This is a genomic window from Pseudomonas sp. B40(2017), from assembly GCF_002112855.1.
Taxonomy (GTDB): Bacteria; Pseudomonadota; Gammaproteobacteria; order Pseudomonadales; family Pseudomonadaceae; genus Aquipseudomonas; species Aquipseudomonas pharyngis.
The window spans coordinates 240,913-256,228 of record NZ_NEIT01000009.1 but is presented as its reverse complement, the minus strand read 5'-3'; the positions used below and the strand labels follow the sequence as shown (position 1 = coordinate 256,228).

14 protein-coding genes are annotated in these 15,316 nt (G+C 60.9%); 7 read left to right on the top strand and 7 right to left on the bottom strand.

What is annotated here, in order from left to right; translation table 11 throughout:
* Position 1 precedes the first annotated feature (1 nt).
* From CAF76_RS25360 to CAF76_RS25335, 6 genes are read right to left on the bottom strand one after another with little or no spacing between them, the layout of a single operon-like run.
* Positions 2 to 1,594: a Wzz/FepE/Etk N-terminal domain-containing protein gene (locus CAF76_RS25360; RefSeq protein ID WP_085648813.1), complete on the bottom strand. Its 1,593-nt coding sequence runs from the start codon at positions 1,592 to 1,594 to the stop codon at positions 2 to 4.
* Positions 1,595 to 1,610: 16 nt separating this feature from the next.
* Positions 1,611 to 2,636 carry a polysaccharide biosynthesis/export family protein gene (locus tag CAF76_RS25355; protein WP_085648814.1) on the bottom strand — a complete coding sequence of 342 codons (1,026 nt, stop codon included), beginning with the start codon at positions 2,634 to 2,636 and terminating at the stop codon, positions 1,611 to 1,613.
* A gap of 21 nt (positions 2,637 to 2,657) precedes the next feature.
* Positions 2,658 to 3,305: a CpsD/CapB family tyrosine-protein kinase gene (locus tag CAF76_RS25350; RefSeq protein WP_039767764.1), complete on the bottom strand. Its 648-nt coding sequence runs from the start codon at positions 3,303 to 3,305 to the stop codon at positions 2,658 to 2,660.
* On the bottom strand, positions 3,305 to 4,051 hold the full coding sequence (locus CAF76_RS25345; protein WP_039767766.1) for a sugar transferase: 747 nt from the start codon (positions 4,049 to 4,051) through the stop codon (positions 3,305 to 3,307). Before CAF76_RS25345 ends, CAF76_RS25350 begins: the two co-directional genes overlap by 1 nt.
* Positions 4,052 to 4,069: 18 nt before the next feature.
* Positions 4,070 to 5,107, bottom strand: a complete 1,038-nt coding sequence (locus tag CAF76_RS25340; protein WP_085648815.1) for an NAD-dependent epimerase — start codon at positions 5,105 to 5,107, stop codon at positions 4,070 to 4,072.
* A complete protein-coding gene (locus tag CAF76_RS25335; protein ID WP_085648816.1) occupies positions 5,104 to 6,456 on the bottom strand; it encodes a UDP-glucose/GDP-mannose dehydrogenase family protein in 1,353 nt (450 codons plus the stop codon). The genes CAF76_RS25340 and CAF76_RS25335 overlap by 4 nt, the downstream gene beginning before the upstream one ends.
* Before the next feature lie 382 nt (positions 6,457 to 6,838).
* On the opposite strand from CAF76_RS25335, the gene CAF76_RS25330 reads away from it, so the two are divergent.
* The 7 genes from CAF76_RS25330 (at position 6,839) to CAF76_RS25300 (ending at position 13,954) form a co-directional block, all read left to right on the top strand.
* Positions 6,839 to 8,536, top strand: a complete 1,698-nt coding sequence (locus CAF76_RS25330; RefSeq protein ID WP_039767772.1) for a sulfatase-like hydrolase/transferase — start codon at positions 6,839 to 6,841, stop codon at positions 8,534 to 8,536.
* Positions 8,537 to 8,586: 50 nt separating this feature from the next.
* On the top strand, positions 8,587 to 9,240 hold the full coding sequence (locus CAF76_RS25325; protein ID WP_074687758.1) for an ABC transporter ATP-binding protein: 654 nt from the start codon (positions 8,587 to 8,589) through the stop codon (positions 9,238 to 9,240).
* Positions 9,237 to 11,708, top strand: coding sequence for an ABC transporter permease (locus CAF76_RS25320; protein WP_085648817.1), 2,472 nt, complete (start codon positions 9,237 to 9,239; stop codon positions 11,706 to 11,708). Before CAF76_RS25325 ends, CAF76_RS25320 begins: the two co-directional genes overlap by 4 nt.
* Complete coding sequence (locus CAF76_RS25315; protein WP_085648818.1) at positions 11,698 to 12,765, top strand: lipocalin-like domain-containing protein; 1,068 nt, start codon at positions 11,698 to 11,700, stop codon at positions 12,763 to 12,765. The genes CAF76_RS25320 and CAF76_RS25315 overlap by 11 nt, the downstream gene beginning before the upstream one ends.
* A gap of 87 nt (positions 12,766 to 12,852) precedes the next feature.
* Positions 12,853 to 13,095: a hypothetical protein gene (locus CAF76_RS25310; protein WP_085648819.1), complete on the top strand. Its 243-nt coding sequence runs from the start codon at positions 12,853 to 12,855 to the stop codon at positions 13,093 to 13,095.
* Positions 13,096 to 13,106: 11 nt separating this feature from the next.
* Positions 13,107 to 13,286 (top strand): hypothetical protein, encoded by a 180-nt coding sequence (locus tag CAF76_RS25305; RefSeq protein ID WP_085648820.1) that lies wholly within the window; start codon positions 13,107 to 13,109, stop codon positions 13,284 to 13,286.
* Between the two features lie 83 nt (positions 13,287 to 13,369).
* Entirely contained in the window at positions 13,370 to 13,954 is a 585-nt protein-coding gene (locus CAF76_RS25300; RefSeq protein ID WP_085648821.1) for a hypothetical protein, read from the top strand.
* Positions 13,955 to 14,279: 325 nt separating this feature from the next.
* Here the strand turns inward: CAF76_RS25300 and CAF76_RS25295 are convergent, their stop codons facing one another.
* Complete coding sequence (locus CAF76_RS25295) at positions 14,280 to 15,101, bottom strand: glycosyltransferase family 2 protein (protein ID WP_064595252.1); 822 nt, start codon at positions 15,099 to 15,101, stop codon at positions 14,280 to 14,282.
* Positions 15,102 to 15,316 lie beyond the last annotated feature (215 nt).

The window sequence follows — 15,316 nt, the reverse complement described above, 5'->3', positions numbered from 1 at the left end:
TTCAATTGCGCACCCAGTGCACGAAGCTCGGCACGGTCCAGTTCTTGTGCGGATTGCTCGGTTGCGCGTTCTGGTCGTTGATCACCAGCAGCACCGGCAGGCCCAGTTCGTGGCTGATTTGCGCCGGGTGTTTGAAGCGGTGGTCGAAGAACTCACGCACGTAGACCAGTGCAATCGCCAGCAGCAAACCGGTGAACAGCCCGAACGGAATGATCAGCATCGGCTTGGGGAACGCCGGTTCGGTCGGTTCGAACGGCGGGCTCAACACCCGGGCGTTGGACAGGTCATCGCTCAGCGAACGGGTGGTGCTGCTTTCGGCAAAACGCTGGGCGTAGGTCGAGAACGCGGCGTGCAGGGCATCGATCTCGGTGTCCATCTGCCGCAGCTTGCTCTGGGTTTGCTGCAGCTCGTGGATACGGTTCTTGAACTCGGCGATGCGCGCGGTTTTCTGATCGATCACCTGCTGGACCACCGCCAGATCGTTGGTGCGCTCCTGGATGCGGTTGCTCACCACCTTGAGGAACTGCTGGCGAGTGCGGGCAATCTGCTCGCGGGTCAGCAACATCGGTTCACTGCCGGGCTGGAACACTGCCAGATCGTTCATGTAGCGGCTGACCTGGGTGGTCAGTTGCTCGCCCATCTGTTTGATTTCCCGATCCTCGAACGCCACGTTGTCGACCGTGGTGGTGAAGGTGTAGGGGAAGGTGTAGTCGTTGAGTTTGCTGTTACTGGCGGCGGCCAGCGCGGTCTTCAGGTACTCGAGCCAGCGCTGGCTTTGCAGCAGGCGGTCGCGATACAGGTTCAGCGCCTGCTCTTCGGTGTTGATCGCGTTGAGGCGGAAGGTGATTTCCTCCTTCGGATCCGACGCGCCGACACTTTCCAGCAACGCCTGGCGATTGCCTTCCAATCCATCGAGGCGCACCTGATACAGGTGTTTCTTGGTTTCGTAGAACGATTGCGGCAGGTCGATCGACTGCAGCGCCTGACGGCTCACCAGATAGTTCTGCAACAGGGCAGAGACGAAGGTCGTGCCTTGATGCGGATCGGGGAAGCTGTAGATGATCGAGATCACGTTGGAGCCAGGCAGGGTCTCGATTTTCAGGCTGTCTATCGCATCCTGGGTCAGCGCATCGAGCGCGGTGTCGCGCACCGGATCGGTCTCAAGCCCCAGGGTGTTGCGCACGGGGTTGATCACGTACTGGCGCAGCGGCGAACTGATGTAGCGCTTGAACGGCTCGCTCACCAGTTTGCTGAACATGCCCGGTGAAGGCGTGTATTCGCCCTTGTCGCGCAACTCGCTGATGGTCTGACGGATCAGCGCCGGCGAACGCAGGATGTTGCTCTCGGTTTCCATGTCCGCCAGCGATGGCGGGATGAAGGTGGCGTTGTCCACGGTCAGCGACGTGGTGGCGTCGCCCTGTGAAAGTTTTTTCGACTGCACGATCACCTGAGCGGTGATATCGAAGGTCTGCTTGAGCAGCAGCGGCAGCACCAGCGCGATCACTGCAAAGATCAGGAAGACCCGTTTCACCAGTTGCTTGTTGGCGAAGAAGATCCTGAAGAACTCATGCAGGTAGTTTTCCTTTGGGTTCATGTCGGTCACCTGAGCTTCAGTTGCTGTCACTGTCTTTGTTGTCGACGCGGTAGCCGAAGCTGAAGCCCACGCCCTGGAACAGCACCACGTCGGCCAGTTGCCGGGCGAGTTCGCCGGCGCTGGCCAGTTTGGTTTTCGGCACGTACAGCATGTCGTCCGGTTGCAGGTAGGCGATTTGCGGCGCCTCGCCCGACAACGCTTTCTCGACGTCGTACCGCACCGCCTGCACCTGATTGCCGTTGCGCCGCATGATCATCACCGAATCGAGCCGCGCCTTGACGTTGGTGCCGCGGGCCAGGGTCAGTGCCTCAAGCACCGACACCGGCCGACGGATCGGGTAGGAACCCGGCTGGCCGACTTCACCCAGCACATAGATTTCGTTGCCGGCGGTGGACTTGAGCAGCACGTCCACGGTCATGCGGCCCGGCAGTTGCGCGTACTTTTTGTTGAGGAAGGCTTCGAGCTGGTTGACGGTCATGCCTTGCAGCGGCACCGCGCCGATTTCCGGGAAGCTCGCGTAGCCGTCGGTGCCGACAGTGATCTCGCGGCTCATGCCGGTGGCCGGGTGGTTGAGGGCGCTTTTCAGGTTCTGCTCGTTGGTCAGCGGGCTGATGATCTGCACCGTCAACTGATTGCGGTTGGGCTGGAACAACTGTTTGCGTTGATAGGCGCGCTGGATTTCCTGGCGCGCTTCTTCGCTGGTCAGCCCGGCGATTTTCACCGAGGTGTTGGCGCCCGGCAGTTCGATGGTGCCGTCCGGCAGCACCAACTGGTTGCCATTGAGCTGGCTGGCAGCAGTGAAGTTAAGGCCGATCTGGTCCCCCGGCTGCACGCGATAAGCGTCCGAGCCGCTGGTGCTGATGTGGAAGATCACGTCCAGCACATCCTGCGGGCGCAGGGTCTGCTCGACCTTCGGCATGTCGGTGGCCTGGGCGTTGGCCGGGGTAGCGGTGAGAATATTCACCGGCATGTTCTGGGTTTCGGAGGTGCTCGAGCAGCCTGCAAGCGGCAGCATCAGCAGCACAAGAATCCTGGCGTTCATGGCGTCATCCTTTGCGGTTGCTTACAGGTTTTTGTAGAGCCATTTAGGCATGTAGTACTTGCGTCGGTTGAACACGCTGCCGACCACTTTCGCCCCGGCCTGGGTCAAGCGCTGGACCGCCGCCTGGGCAACTTCCCAGCGAGTGTCTTCGGCGCGTACCACGAACACCACGCCGTCGACCTGGGTGCTGATGACCAGCGTGTCGGCCGCCGAATACACCGCGTCGCCGTCGATCACTACAAAGCGGTACTGGCTGCCCAGTTGATCGAGCAACGGGCTCAGACGCTCGGCGGTCAGGTGCTCCAGGGTGCGGATCGGCCGGCCGTTGGGCAGCACGTGGAATGGCAGGCTCGACACCTGCACCACGCAGTCTTGCAACAGCGGCGGGTTGTCCGGGTTGAACAACAGGTCGCGCAGGCCGCGCTCCTTGCTCAGGTTCAGTTGCTGGGTCAGGTTGCTCGCCGACTGGCTGGCGTCGACGTACAACACCTGGCCGCTGCTCATCTGCGCCAGTTGACTGGCCATGGCCAGGGCGCTGGTGGTGGTGCCGGCGCCGGGGTTGGCGGCGGTCAGGAACAGGATCCGCAGATCCAGGTCCAGCACGGTCGAGGTCAGGTTCGACTCGCTGGGGCTGGCGATGCTCAGGCTTTTGTTGGTTGAACCGTCCATTAGCTTGCTCCGTGGCCGCTGAATACTTTGAAGGGGGTTTTCAACAGAATCTTCAGATCAAGCAGTAGGCTCTGCTCGGCGATATAGCTGAGGTCCAACTCAACGCGCTGGTCGAAGTCGATATTGCTGCGTCCGGAGATCTGCCACAGGCCGGTCATGCCGGGGTAGATCGCCAGACGCGCGAGGTGACTGTCCTTGTAGCGGTAGGTGTTGAACGAGGTCGGGCGAGGGCCGACCAGGCGCATGTCGCCGGTCACTACGTTGATCAGGTTGGGCAGCTCGTCGAGGCTGGTGCGCCGCAGGAAGCCGCCAATCCCGGTGATGCGCGGGTCCTGGTCGATCTTGAAGTCGATGGCGTCGGCACCGTGCTTGTTCAGGTGGCGCAGCGACTCTTTGAGCTCTTCGGCGTTGGCGACCATGGTCCGGAACTTGTACATGCCGAACTTGCGGCCGCGATAGCCGGTGCGTTTCTGCACGAACATCACCGGGCCTTTGCTGGTGAACTTGATGGCCAGCGCCAGACCGATCAGCAGCGGCGAAATCATCAGCAGAATCATCAGGGCGCCGAGACAGGCGACCACCCGATTGGTGCGCGACAGTTGCCACGGCCGGCCACCTTCTCGACCGGTCATCCAGCCCTGGCCCTGGCGGTGAATTGCCGCGTCGAGGCGCATTCGCTGTTCCGGATCCATGCGTTTGTCACGCACCAGTTGTTGGATCGGTATACCTTTCTCAAGTCCAGTCATGGAGTCCTCCGCTGATGTTCAGCCGCGAACGGCGCGTGGGCGATAGGCAGTGGGGTAGTAATCGCGGAACCAGGCGACAAACCGCCCCAGTCCCTCATCCAGCTCTATCCGGGGCTGAAACCCGGTGGCCTGGGCCAGGTCGCTGGCCTCGGCGCAGGTATTGAGTACGTCGCCCGGTTGCAGCGGCAGCAGCTCGACCACGGCTTTCTGGCCGAGGTGTTTTTCCAGCAGGGCGAGGTAGGTTTTTAGCGCCACCGGGTGCTGGCCGCCGATGTTGAACAAGCGCCACGGCGCCATGCTGCTGGCCGGGTCGGGTTGTTCGCGGTTCCACTCGGGATTGGCCCGGGGTGCCAGCTCGATCAGGCGTGCGATGCTTTCGATGATGTCGTCGATGTAGGTGAAATCGCGCTGATGCTCGCCGTAGTTGAACAGCTTCAGTGGCGAGCCTTCGCTGATGGCCTTGGCGAACTGGATCGGCGACATGTCCGGCCGGCCCCACGGCCCGTAGACCGTGAAAAAGCGCAGCCCGGTGCAAGCGATGCCGAACAGATGGCTGTAGCTGTGGGCCATCAATTCATTGGCTTTCTTGGTCGCGGCGTACAGCGACAGCGGGTGATTGACGCCGTCCTGCACCGAATACGGTGTGCGCTGGTTGGCGCCGTACACCGAACTGGACGAGGCGTAGATAAGGTGCTCGACCGGGTACTGGCGGCAGCACTCCAGGATGTTGAGGAAACCATCGAGGTTGCTGTGCAGATAGGCCCGTGGATTTTCCAGCGAATAGCGCACCCCGGCCTGCGCCGCGAGGTGCACCACCACTTGTGGTCGTTCACTGCTGAACAGTGCTTGCAGCGCCGACGCGTCGGCCAGATCAATCGTGGCAAGCTGGAAATCTCCAGTCTGCTTGCGCACCCAGTCCACCCGATCGTGCTTGAGCTGCGGATCGTAGTAGCCGTTGAAATTGTCCAGGCCGATCACCTGATGCCCATCGCGCACCAGCCGCAGCACGCAATGAGCACCAATGAACCCGGCCGCACCGGTGACGAGGATTTTCATGGCCGCAACCCGTCAGGCGCGATGTGGCGCAGACCGATGCCGCTGTAGTGCAGGCCGGCGGCTGCGACTTGTTCCGGGTTGTAGAGGTTGCGTCCGTCGATGATGACTTTCGAGCGCAGCTTGCTGGCCAGCAGCTCGAAATCCACCACGCGGAAATTCTTCCACTCGGTGCAGATCACCAACGCGTCGGCGTCTTCCAGGGTGTCGTCGCGGGTGGCGCACAGATGCAGGTCATTACGGTAACCGTAAAGGCGCCGGCACTCGGACATCGCTTCCGGATCGTAGGCCTGCACGCTGGCGCCTTCGGCCCACAGCGCTTCCATCAGATAACGACTCGGGGCTTCGCGCATGTCATCGGTGTTCGGCTTGAACGCCAGGCCCCAGATCGCGATGGATTTGCCGGCCAGGCCTTGAGGGAATTGCGCCCTGAGTTTGCTGAACAGAATGTGCCGTTGCGCGTCATTGACGTCGGTGACGCTGCGCAGCAGTTTCAATGGCATGCCGTTGTGTTCGGCGGTGTGCAGCAGGGCGCGCAGGTCCTTGGGAAAGCACGAGCCACCGAAGCCGCAGCCCGGGTAGATGAAGTGATAGCCGATGCGTGGGTCGGAGCCGATGCCCTTGCGCACCGCTTCGATGTCGGCGCCGAGCAGTTCGGTGAGGTTGGCCAGCTCGTTCATGAAGCTGATGCGGGTGGCGAGCATGGCGTTGGCCGCGTACTTGGTCAGCTCGGCGCTGCGGTTGTCCATGAACATCAGTTTTTCGTGGTTGCGGCAGAACGGCGCGTACAGCTCGCTCATCTGTTCGCGGGCCTGTTCGTCGCGGGTGCCGACGATGATCCGGTCCGGCCGCATGCAGTCGGCGAGGGCGCTGCCTTCCTTGAGAAATTCCGGATTGGACACCACTCGCACCGCCAGACCATTTTTGCCGCGCCGCTGCAGTTCTTCTTCGGCGGTGTGCAGCACCTGATCCGCCGTGCCGACCGGCACCGTGGATTTGATGATCAGCGTGCGATCGTCTTCCATGAAGCTTGCGATCTGCCGCGCCACGTTGAGCACATGGCTGAGGTCGGCGGAGCCGTCTTCGTCGGCTGGCGTACCCACGGCGATGAAGATCAGTTCGGCATGTTCCACCGCATCGCTGGCCTGGGTACTGAATAACAAACGCCCGGCCTTGATGTTTTCTTCCAAAGTTGCCGAAAGACCCGGTTCGCTAATAGGCGGTACCGCCTGTTGCAGTTGTTTAATCTTGTTCGGGTCAATATCGACGCACAATACGCGATGTCCGACATCGGCAAGTGCGGCTGCTTGTATCAGGCCAACATAGCCCGTACCAAATACGCTCACGTCCATATTGGCGTGCCTCGTAAGACGGTGATGGAAGATTGAAAATGGAACTGTCAAAAGGGGTATAGCGCAGCGTGGGAAAAGCGTGTCAGCAAAATGACATGTTGCAAGGGTATAACACCCCCATTTTTGGGGGCGAAAGGCCATCAAGTGCTTGCTGTAGCTGGATTTGTCCCGTTCTTGACGTGTTCGAAGAAAACGATAAACGGTCGTAGGCCACGTATTTCAAGGGTTTTAACGACTTGGGTGTGTCAGATTTGAGTCAACGTTTTTTTGACGCTTTTTGATTATGTCCGACATTTCTTGCGCTTTAATGGCCCGGTGCTAGTGTCAGATTTTGACCGACAAACCCTTGACAACCTCTCGTCGGACGCACTCCGGAATTGCCATGTTTCGATATCTGAAAGAACTGCTTTTAATTATTTATCTATTGCTTTATTCCGAATATTACCTTGACCGTTTAAATGCGATGGGTATCGGTCTGGCAGTACTTCTTTTTGGCGCGATGTTTTTGACGCTGACTTTCGCATTATTACTGACAGCCTATATACGTCAGACTTTCATTCGGCATTTGTTCGCATTAACCCTGTTTGTTTCGGCGGTGTTCTTCGACGTTTACACGAGGGTCACCGCCGATTACCTGACCTATAGCAGTTTTGTCTCACTGGTGTACTCCGGCGGCTTCATCCAGGAAGCGGCGTATCAGTACCGGGGGGCGATCATCCACGGGCTGCTCAACGGGTTGTTGCTGTTGTTCGGGATCGGTCTCAAGCCCCGGCACACGATCCCGGTGCCCAACGCCTTGCGGATCGCTGCGCCGTTGTGCGGTGTGTTGCTGCTCAGCGCCGTACTGTTCGTGCGCGCCGGGGAGGGCGCGCGCGGGTTGCCGATCATGTACACGCCGCTGGCCTATCTGAACCTGTTCGGCTACGAAGCGCTGCACAACACCGTCGGTCCGCGTGAGCCGGTGACCCTGGCGCGCAATGGCCCGGCGGTCGGCCACGACATCGTGCTGATCATCGACGAGAGCATTTCCGGCAATTACCTGGATATCAACGCGCCGTTCGGCGTGCACAGCAACCTCAAGCAGGCCCGTCCCGGCGTCGAGATCTTCAATTACGGCTACGCGGCGTCCATCGCCAATTGCAGCGCCGACACCAACATCACCCTGCGCTACGGCGGCACCCGCGCCGACTACATGCGGATCAACAGCACGCTGCCGTCGATCTGGCAGTACGCGAAAAAGGCCGGCCTGCGCACGGTCTACATCGACGCTCAGCGCACCGGCGGCAACCTGCAGAACCTGATGAACGATGCCGAGAAAAAGGACATCGACGAATTCGTGCAATTCGACCAGACCAGCGTGCGCGACCGCGACATGGCTGCCGCCGCCAAGCTGATCGAACTGCTCAACGACGGTAAACCGCAGCTGGTGCTGATCAACAAGGTCGGCGCGCATTTCCCGGTTCACGACAAATACCCGGACGCCTTCATGGCCTACCGCCCGACCTTGCCCCGCGGGCAGTTCACGGAAGTCGCCGACACCGGTGAACGCACCGGCTTCAACGGCCAGCCGGATGACTGGGTGCTGTATCGCAATGCCTACAAAAACACGGTGCTGTGGAATGTCGGCGAGTTCTTTTCGCGGGTGTTTGCCCAGGCCAATCTGAACAACGCGCTGCTGATCTACACCTCCGACCACGGGCAGGACTTGCACGAACGCGGCAATCCCGGGCTCAACACTCACTGCGGCGGCGACCCGGTGGAGGAAGAAGGGCTGGTGCCGCTGGTAGTGATTCAGGGCGATCAGTTGCAGACACTCGACTGGTCGGCGCAACTGGCGGCGAACAAGGATCGCTCCAGTCACTACAACATCTTCCCGACCCTGTTGCAGTTGATGGGCTACGACCTGCCGGGAATCGAAGCGGTGTACGGCAAACCGTTGAGCGTGGCGACGGCGGATGAATTCACCTTCAACTACCGCTTCAACGCGCGGCTGGGGGCCAAACCCGAGTGGAAACACATCGACCTGAACAGCATCGTGACGCCGGGTGAAGCGCCGACGAGTGTGGCGGTGGGTCAGTAACGCGTCGGTATCCGCTATCCTTGGCCGACACGGATCGATCGGATGGCGGCATGCTCCAGGTTCAAAACGTCTTCAAAAGCTACCTCACCCCGCAAGGCCCGTTGCCGGTGCTGCAAGGCATCGACCTGACGCTCAGGCCCGGCAGCAGTCTGGCGCTGATGGGCGAGTCGGGCAGCGGCAAGAGCACGCTGCTGCACCTGATCGCCGGGCTCGACAAGGTCGACAGCGGCAGCATCAGCAGCGGTGAACATCGGCTGGACCGCATGAACGAGGCGCAACTGGCCAACTGGCGGCGCACCGAAATCGGTCTGGTGTTCCAGCAGTACAACCTGATCGGCAGCCTGCGGATCGAGGACAACCTGGCGTTTCAGGCGCGGCTCGCCGGGCGGCATGACCCGCGCTGGCAGCAGCATCTGGTGCAGCGTCTGGGGCTGGGCGAATTGCTCAAGCGCTATCCCGAACAACTCTCCGGCGGCCAGCAACAGCGGGTCGCGCTCGGTCGGGCGCTGGCGGCGCAACCGAAACTGCTGCTGGCCGACGAGCCCACCGGCAGCCTCGACGAAGCCACCAGCGACGAAGTGCTGCGACTGTTGCTGGAATTGCTCGACGACACACCCACCACCTTGCTGATGGTCACCCACAGTCAGCGCGTGGCCGCGCGGCTGGCGGAGCGCGTGGTGCTGTCCAGCGGTCGGTTGACGTGAAGGTTTTCCGTCACGCGCTGATGGCGCTGCTCAGTCACTGGCGGCGCCATCCGGTACAGTTTTTCAGTGTGCTGACCGGGTTGTGGCTGGCCACCAGCCTGTTGACCGGAGTCGAAGCCCTCAACAGTCAGGCGCGGGACAGTTACGCGCGGGCCAGCCAAATGATCGGCGGCGAACCTCAGGCCAGCCTCAGTACGCCGAACGGCGCAACGTTCCCGCAACAATGGTTCGTTGACCTGCGGCGTCTGGGCTGGCCGGTGTCGCCGGTGCTGCAAGGGCGCTTGACGCTCAAGGACCACGAAAACCAGCGCCTGCAATTGATGGGCATCGAGCCAGTGTCCTTGCCCGGCGACAGTGCAGTGGCCGGGCAGGCGATGCCGATCGAGCGGATTGTCGAATTCTTCACCCCCCCGGGCAGCACCTGGATTTCTCCCGAGACCTTGCGGGCGCTGAACCTCGCCGAGGGCGCGACCCCGGCCAGCGAAACCGGCCAGACGCTGCCGCCGCTGCGGGCGCAAACCGACATGGCCCCCGGCGTGCTGCTGGTGGACATTGGCGCCGCTCAGCGCGTGCTCGAACAACCCGAGCAACTGTCGCGTCTGCTGCTGCCGAAGGATTTTCACGCCGACGTCCCGGCCGCGTTCAAAGGCCAGTTGCAGCTCAAAAGCAGTGGCGAGGAAAACAACCTTGCGCGTCTGACCGAAAGCTTCCACCTCAACCTCAATGCGCTCGGGTTTCTCTCGTTCATTGTCGGTTTGTTCATCGTCCACGCGGCCATCGGTCTGGCGCTTGAACAACGCCGGGGATTGCTGCGCACCTTGAGGGCCTGCGGGGTCAGTGCGCGAATGTTGATCGCTTGCCTGATCGTCGAGCTCGGCGCGTTGGCGTTGATCGGCGGGCTGTTCGGCGTGGTCAGCGGTTATTGGCTGGCGAGCGTGCTGTTGCCGGATGTCGCCGCCAGCCTGCGCGGTCTGTACGGCGCGGAAGTGGCGGGGCAGTTGCGTCTGAGTCCGTGGTGGTGGTTCAGCGGCATCGGCTTGAGTCTGCTCGGTGCGTTACTGGCCGGGGCCAACAGCCTGCTGCGGGCGGCGCGGCTGCCGTTGCTGGCGGTGGCGGATCCGCAAGCCTGGCATCAGCAACATGCGCGCTGGTTGCGGCGTCAGGGTTGGGTGGCCGGCGTGTGTGCGGCGATTGCCTTGGCGGCGCTGGTGTGGGGCAACAGTCTCGCCAGCGGTTTTGTGTTGATGGCGGGGCTGTTGCTCGGCGCGGCGCTGGCGTTGCCGGTGTTGCTCAGTGCGCTGCTCAACGGTTTGCTCGGGCGTAGCCGATCGGTCCTCGGGCAGTGGTTTCTCGCCGATTGCCGCCAGCAATTGCCGGCGCTGAGCCTGGCGTTGATGGCGCTGCTGCTGGCAATGGCGGCGAACATCGGCGCCGGCAGCATGACCGCCGGTTTCCGCCAGACCTTCAACGACTGGCTCGAACAACGGCTCACCGCCGAGCTTTATCTGAATCCGAGCAACCCGGCGCAGGCACGAGAGCTGTCCACCTGGCTCAAACAGCAACCGAGCGTCACCGCGATCATGCCCAACTGGCAGGTTTCGGTGTCGCTGCAAGGCTGGCCGGCGGACGTGTTCGGCATCATCGATCATCCGCACTATCGCCAGCACTGGCCGTTGCTCGAATCTCGGGGTGATGACCCGTGGGCGGCGCTGGCCAAGGACGACGCGGTGATGCTCAGCGAACAACTGGCGCGTCGCTTGAAAGTGACGCCGGGCGATCACCTGACGATTCCCACGCCGGGCGGGTCGTGGTCGCCGCGTATCGTCGGGATCTACGCCGACTACGGCAATCCGAAGGGCCATGTGCTGGTCAACAGCAATCACCTGTTGCGCGGTTGGCCGCAGCTGACGCCGAACCGCTTCAACCTGCGCATCGACCCGCCGAACATCCCGGCGCTGCTCACGGCCTTGCAGGCGCGCTTCCAGCTCGATGACAGCCGGATCGTCGATCAGGCGCGACTCAAGGGCTGGTCGGTGCAAGTCTTCGAACGCACCTTTGCCGCGACCGCCGCGCTGAATAGCCTGACGTTGGCCGTCGCCGGCGTGGCGCTGTTCATCAGCCTGCTGACCCAGAGCCAGAGCCGCCTCGGCCAGCTCGCACCGTTGTGGGCGCTGGGTGTGACGCGGCGGCAATTGATGCTGCTCAACCTCGGGCAAACGTGGCTGTTGGCGCTGCTGACGCTGGTGCTGGCCTTGCCGTTGGGCATCGGTCTGGCGTGGTGTCTGGACGCGGTGATCAACGTGCAGGCCTTTGGCTGGCGTCTGCCGCTGCGGGTGTTTCCATGGCAGTTGCTGCAACTGATGGGGCTGGCGCTGCTGGCGACCTTGCTGGCCTCGGCGTGGCCGCTGTATTCGCTGTACCGCACGCAACCGGCGGACTTGCTGAGGACGTTTGCTCATGAGGACTAGGTTTGCGCTGGTGTTTTTGGCGTTGTTGCTCGGTGGTTGCGACAACCCCACAGCGGAGCAGAAGGGTTTCGCCGGCATGGGCGCTCAGGCGCAGGCGTTTACACCGGTGGTGCCGGGGCGGGTGTTCAGCTTCCCGGCGGATCACGGCGCCCATGACGGCTTTCGCATCGAATGGTGGTACGTGACGGCCAATCTCAAGGATGCGCAGGGCAACGATTTCGGCGTGCAGTGGACGTTATTCCGCAGCGCCCTGAACGCCTCGCCGCAGCAACCGGGCTGGGCCAACCAGACGATCTGGCTCGGGCACGCGGCAGTGACCTCGGCCAGCGTCCACCACGCCGCCGAGCGTTACGCCCGTGGCGGCGTCGGGCAGGCCGGGGTGCGTGCGGCGCCGTTCGAGGCGTGGATCGATGACTGGCGTTTCGTCAGTCAGGCGAGCGATCCGCTGGCCGACCTGCAACTCAGCGCCCGGGACAAGAACTTCAGCTACCAGCTGCGCCTGACCTCCAGCCGCCCGCTGGTGCTGCAGGGCGACAAGGGTTTCAGCCAGAAATCCGAACAGGGCCAGGCGTCGTATTACTACAGCCAGCCGTTTTTCCAGGCCAGCGGCACCCTGCAGATCGGCGGTCAGACCTACACCGTCAACGGCCCGGCCTGGCTCGACCGCGAATGGAGCAGCCAGCCGCTGACCGCCAATCAGACGGGCTGGGACTGGTTCTCCCTGCATCTGGACGGCGGCGAACACGTCATGCTGTACCGCATGCGCCAGAAGGAAGGGGCGCCGTACCTGACCGGCACGTGGATTGCCGCCGATGGCCAGACCGAAACCCTGCACGCCGAGCAGATCAAGCTGACCCCGCAAGGCACTGCGAAGGTCGCCGGCCGTTCGATGCCGGTGCGCTGGTCGATCGACATTCCGCAAAAAAACCTGCAGATCACCCTCGATGCAATCAACCCCGACGCCTGGATGAACCTGCGCATTCCGTATTGGGAAGGGCCGGTGCGCCTGAGCGGCAATCGGGGCGGGCAGGGCTATCTGGAAATGACCGGGTACTGATTCCGCGCACCATGCCTGCGAAGGAATCGATTGGAACTCTGTCCATGATGCCCCCTCTACCGAGGAACATGGCCGAGGATCCGATCCATGAGCGAGGAACTGAAATCTCCAGACCTGACGACCTGGCAGCAAATGTTTGACGATCAGACGTACTGGCAACAATCCCCGGATGCCCATTACTTCGATCTGCAGCGCATCGCTGACGATTTGCTCGGCCAAGGTGCCATCGATCTTGAGCAGTGGCAGATTCTCAGAGCCAAGGCCGATGACCTGCACAAGGACTCGCCCGCCATGAACGTCGTGCGGGAACTCGACGACCCCGAAGCCTGAGGAGGCCTGGAATGAACACTGTCCCTGATAACGAGCACCCCGACGAACCTCGTCCGCCGGGTGAAACCGAGCGCGACAACGACGCACTGCGTCCCACCGATCCCAAACAGCGGCAGAGCTCCGGGAAAGGCCCCGCCAGTGGCGAGTCCACCGCGCAGGACACCGCGCAACGATCGCGGAACAAACCCTGAAGGGCGTCTATGCTCAGTGGCACATCCGTCGCTGACCACGTTGGCGATGGGTGCTGCCATCCATCACAGGGAATGTACCGCTTATGAAGCTCCAAGCACTGACGCACGCCATAGCACTTGCCACCGTCCTTTCTACGGCCAGCCTTTCGGCGATGGCCGCCGATATCCCGCTGTCGGCCGCTGTCGAGGCCGACCGGGTCACCACCAAAGTGCTGGCGGTTGACCCGGCCAATCATCAAGTGGTCCTGGAAGGCGCGGAAGGTCGCCAGGTGCACATTCAGCTCAGCGACAAGGCGAAAAACCTCGGTAATTTGAAAGTGGGCGATCTGGTACAGATCGAAGTGACCCGCTCTGTGGCCGCTTATCTGGACACCGACGTGGATAAAGGTCTGCCAGGCTCCACCGAGCGCACCGGTGAACTGCGCAACGCCGTGGGCAGCAGCAACCCCGGTGGCGAGGCCTTCCGCCAAGTTCAGGTGCAACTGAAAATCACCAAAATTGATTTGGCGACAAACCAGGTGACCCTGGAAAACCCGTCGGGCCAGTCGAAAAACCTCAACGTCGAAAAGCCTGAGATTCAGGCCAAACTGAAAGATTTGAAAGTCGGGCAAAGCGTCGTGGTCACTTACACCGATGTATTAAAAGTGACCAGTCAGCATGAAAGTTGAGTATTGACTCTACAGAATGGCTGCTCTTGTACAAGTAATTGTATGAGAACAGTCATATGAAGTATTCGAGGTGGTGATGTCAGAAAGTTTGTCGGGAAATATCGACGAATATTTTCTTTAACTTTTCAGTACATAAATTTCATGTTGAAGCAGGACGACATATCCGCCAATTTCCATTAAAATCCTTCGCGTTCGCCCAGTGTCAGGGCTCTTTACCGGTGCATGGATTGCCAGGCCATTACACTGGGCGAACACCTCCTCGGAGTGGAGGCCAAAGAATTCAGATGCAAAAAGGGCGACTTTGAAGTCGCCCTTTTTTATTGTCTTACGATTTGGCGGGTCGCATGCCCTGTTGTAACTGAAGGCGCTTGAGCGTTTCCTGATACATGGTGGTGCGGCGGTGCTGTTTGCCGTATCCACCGATCGCGGCCACGGTGCCGGCCTGGATGTGATCCAGGTAGCGGAAGATCGTCCGCGGCGAGAGGCATTTGATGCCGTAGCCAAGGCTGCTTAAACGATCCTGCAGCGTGTATCCCGGGACCCGGTCGTCCATCGAAAAATGCAGCCCGTGAGCCTTGATCAACCGAGCATTCCACAAGGTGCAGAAGCTTTTCAGGTGAGTTTCCCGGTAGGGTTTTGGATCTCGGGACGGCAACCCGAAATGCTGTTTTGCCCGGCGGAAATAGTGTTTGAAATAACGAGAAGACAAACGCCAAGTGTCTCTAAGGACGCCTCGATCCAATTGTTCGACGCAACCGACCGCCGCTGTATCCAAAGATTGCATGCACTCATTCATCATCATCGAAAAGACAGTACTGTCAAAAACGAAAGTATCGGTGTGCAGCAAAAACAGGTAATCGGTTTCAACTTTCGCAAGTGCCAGATCAAGTGCCTTGCCATGAGCAATATGCCCCGCTTCCTTGCCGGGAGAAGGGCGCTCGATCAAGTTGATCCAGTCCAGAGACCGCAAGTAAATCAGGCTTTCATCGGCGGAATCGTTGTCCACCACCCACACTGGAATTTGATGCTCCTTGACGTATTGCTGGAGAAACTCCAGGCACATCCGGGTTATTTCCGGCGTCTTGTAATTGACCAATACAAGACTGAAGGCGGGCAGTTGTTTAGAGGTGGAATCGATCGCACTCATGGTCCGGGCTCACTTCAAGTTGAAGGGTTCTGCTGACGGCAATCAGCACACAGAACCGCTGCTTTGTGGCCCGGATGGTAGGGACGCAACCTTAGTTCAAGCTTAATTTCTAAGCGCCCGGGCCGGGCGACTTGTTACGGCTTGCGACGCAGGTGAGGCGCTTGGCGATCAAGCGCGGTTCCACGGTAAGATGCGCCGCCCTTTCAAGCTCAAGG

Excerpts from the sequence above, each read along its gene's own strand:
- CAF76_RS25350 (WP_039767764.1), bottom strand. The coding sequence starts at position 3,305 with ATGGACGGTTCAACCAACAAAAGCCTGAGCATCGCCAGCCCCAGCGAG.
- CAF76_RS25300 (WP_085648821.1), top strand. The coding sequence starts at position 13,370 with ATGAAGCTCCAAGCACTGACGCACGCCATAGCACTTGCCACCGTCCTT.
- CAF76_RS25345 (WP_039767766.1), bottom strand. The coding sequence starts at position 4,051 with ATGACTGGACTTGAGAAAGGTATACCGATCCAACAACTGGTGCGTGAC.
- CAF76_RS25315 (WP_085648818.1), top strand. The coding sequence starts at position 11,698 with ATGAGGACTAGGTTTGCGCTGGTGTTTTTGGCGTTGTTGCTCGGTGGT.
- CAF76_RS25335 (WP_085648816.1), bottom strand. The coding sequence starts at position 6,456 with ATGGACGTGAGCGTATTTGGTACGGGCTATGTTGGCCTGATACAAGCA.
- CAF76_RS25295 (WP_064595252.1), bottom strand. The coding sequence starts at position 15,101 with ATGAGTGCGATCGATTCCACCTCTAAACAACTGCCCGCCTTCAGTCTT.
- CAF76_RS25330 (WP_039767772.1), top strand. The coding sequence starts at position 6,839 with ATGTTTCGATATCTGAAAGAACTGCTTTTAATTATTTATCTATTGCTT.
- CAF76_RS25310 (WP_085648819.1), top strand. The coding sequence starts at position 12,853 with ATGAGCGAGGAACTGAAATCTCCAGACCTGACGACCTGGCAGCAAATG.
- CAF76_RS25325 (WP_074687758.1), top strand. The coding sequence starts at position 8,587 with ATGCTCCAGGTTCAAAACGTCTTCAAAAGCTACCTCACCCCGCAAGGC.
- CAF76_RS25305 (WP_085648820.1), top strand. The coding sequence starts at position 13,107 with ATGAACACTGTCCCTGATAACGAGCACCCCGACGAACCTCGTCCGCCG.
- CAF76_RS25340 (WP_085648815.1), bottom strand. The coding sequence starts at position 5,107 with ATGAAAATCCTCGTCACCGGTGCGGCCGGGTTCATTGGTGCTCATTGC.
- CAF76_RS25360 (WP_085648813.1), bottom strand. The coding sequence starts at position 1,594 with ATGAACCCAAAGGAAAACTACCTGCATGAGTTCTTCAGGATCTTCTTC.
- CAF76_RS25355 (WP_085648814.1), bottom strand. The coding sequence starts at position 2,636 with ATGAACGCCAGGATTCTTGTGCTGCTGATGCTGCCGCTTGCAGGCTGC.